This is a genomic window from Wenzhouxiangella sp. YN1, from assembly GCF_056324145.1.
On the sequence record NZ_JBJNIO010000150.1, the window covers coordinates 1 to 2086 of the forward strand.

Annotated in this window: 2 protein-coding genes; one reads left to right on the forward strand and one right to left on the reverse strand. The window is 60.1% G+C overall.

Annotation, left to right across the window (positions count from 1 at the left end; all coding sequences use genetic code 11):
• Nucleotides 1-213: 213 nt before the first annotated feature.
• Complete coding sequence (locus ACEWQZ_RS09665) at nucleotides 214-1098, forward strand: serine hydrolase domain-containing protein (protein ID WP_476482885.1); 885 nt, start codon at nucleotides 214-216, stop codon at nucleotides 1096-1098.
• Nucleotides 1099-1593: 495 nt separating this feature from the next.
• On the opposite strand, the gene ACEWQZ_RS09670 is transcribed toward ACEWQZ_RS09665, so the two are convergent.
• The coding region (locus ACEWQZ_RS09670; protein ID WP_476482886.1) for a hypothetical protein at nucleotides 1594-2086 on the reverse strand (493 nt) is incomplete at its 5' end.

Sequence of the window (2086 nt, forward strand, 5' to 3'; positions counted from 1 at the left end):
GCCTCAAAAATGCCAAATCCTGGCGAATCAATGCCATCCAGACCCACCATCGAGCCGAACCTGCAAGCTGGGTGACCAAAATCCATCAAAGCCGGCTTGACTCAGCGTGAAAGAGGCAGTCTGATGAATAAGCTGGGTTAAGGCTAAAAGCGGCACCACAAGCAGCGAGATTATGACAGTGATCATTCGAATCATGATGTAAGCCCTCATTAGTTGAAGCTAAAGTCCCTTCCCTGCAGAAAAAGTCTACATCGCCCAAACCCCTCGGCGCAAGGACGCCTTGTCGCCGAGCGCTATGCCGAAAACATCGATCCGACCACACCGCTGCACGGCTGGTCGATGGCCAAGAGCGTGACCGTCGCGCTGGCGGGCGCACTGGCTCACCGCGAGCGGATTGATCTCGATATGCCGGTACTGAAGGGGGCAGAAGAGTCGCATGACATCACTCTGGAACACTTGCTGAGAATGACATCAGGCCTCTCAATCGAGGAACGCAGCGACGGTTTCGACCCGAACTCCGACATGCTCTTCACCGAAGGCGATATGGCCGGCTGGGCGGCATATCGCGATCGGCTGCACGAGCCAGGCCGTCACTGGGAGTACATGAGCGGCAACACGATACTGGCGGCTCGCGCGCTTCAAGATGAACTGGGCGAGACACTGCCGGCCCAGATTACCGGTTTGCGCGAGCTCTTGTTCAACCCACTCGATATCCACAGCGCGATTATGGAGCTCGACCAGCGCGGCACGTTTCAGGGCTCGTCCTATGTCTACGCCAGTGCCCACGATTGGGCACGGCTGGCGCAGCTTTTCCTGCAGGACGGGATTTGGAATGGCGAACGGATTCTGGCCGAAGGCTGGGTGGATGCAGTCACGCGTTCAAACACCGGCGGGCGGGAGAATGCCTACGGCATGGGCTTTTGGCTGGGCCATCCCGCCGACGAGGCGCCTTCCGGCATTTACTACATGAGCGGTTTCCAGGGTCAGTACGCGATCATCGTGCCGTCCCATGAGCTGGTGATCATAAGGCTCGGAGCCACCAACGGAACCGGGACGGGCAGCTTCCAGCTCGTGCTCGACATCATCGCCGCCACATAATAAAGCCCGAAAAGTCCGGGTGACACTGGAATCAGGCAGCCAATTCCACCCGGACTTTCTTGCCCAATGCCCTCGCTGCGCGCTCGATCGTGAGAAGGGTAACGGAGGGATTGGAAGGATCAAGCAGCCGATCCAGCGCGGATCGGCTGGTGCCCATGCGCCGAGCCACTTCCGATTTGCTTAAGCCTTCGCTAGTTGTGCAGTCTCAGCAGGTTGTCCTCGGACAGCCCTAGACGGCTGATGGGGGTGGCCTACGAAACCGCACGCAATCACCTCAAGCGCGTACTGGCGAAAACCGGCGCCGGCCACCAGGGTGAACTGCTCCGAATGATGCTCAGCGCGCCCATGAGGGTGCCGTCTGAATGAAGACGGTGGCTAATTGATTGCTACCTTGACTCAAGGTATACAAAACGGCGGAACGCCATCCGGGCCCGATCCAACGGCCCTGGCATGTCACCAGGGCCGTATGCGCTTCTTGTTGAAACACCGACTCGATCAGTCGTCGTCGACTTCGGTGCTGACCGAGTAGCCATCCGGCACGTCCAGGCTGAAGCGCTCCGGGATCACCGGTTGATCGAAGGAAAACCGGATTGTCGTGACGGCCGCGGCGCCTTCGGGCCCGGTTGCCATTTCGAGAAGAACCGGCCGACCCGACTCGGTCGCCCAAAGGGTCATGTCGACGGCCAGGTCGGTGAGACGAAAACCAAAGGTCTCTTCACCGTCGATCGTTCGGACCTCCTCGATCAGTCGCGACTGCCCCTGGTATGCACGGATCTCGGCCAGCCAATCCAGCGCGGGGGCTGCGTCATCCGAACCGTCATCCTGTATCGGCACCCGAACGGCAAGCCCTTTGTCGAGCACCTGGCCGATGCCGGAAAGCAACTCCCCGGCCATGTGCGGCAGGCCTTCGATGGCTACCTGCAATGCGGGCGGCTGGAGCACGGATTCCTGCGCCTGCGCTGCGACTCCTGTCGCGCCGAGCATCTGC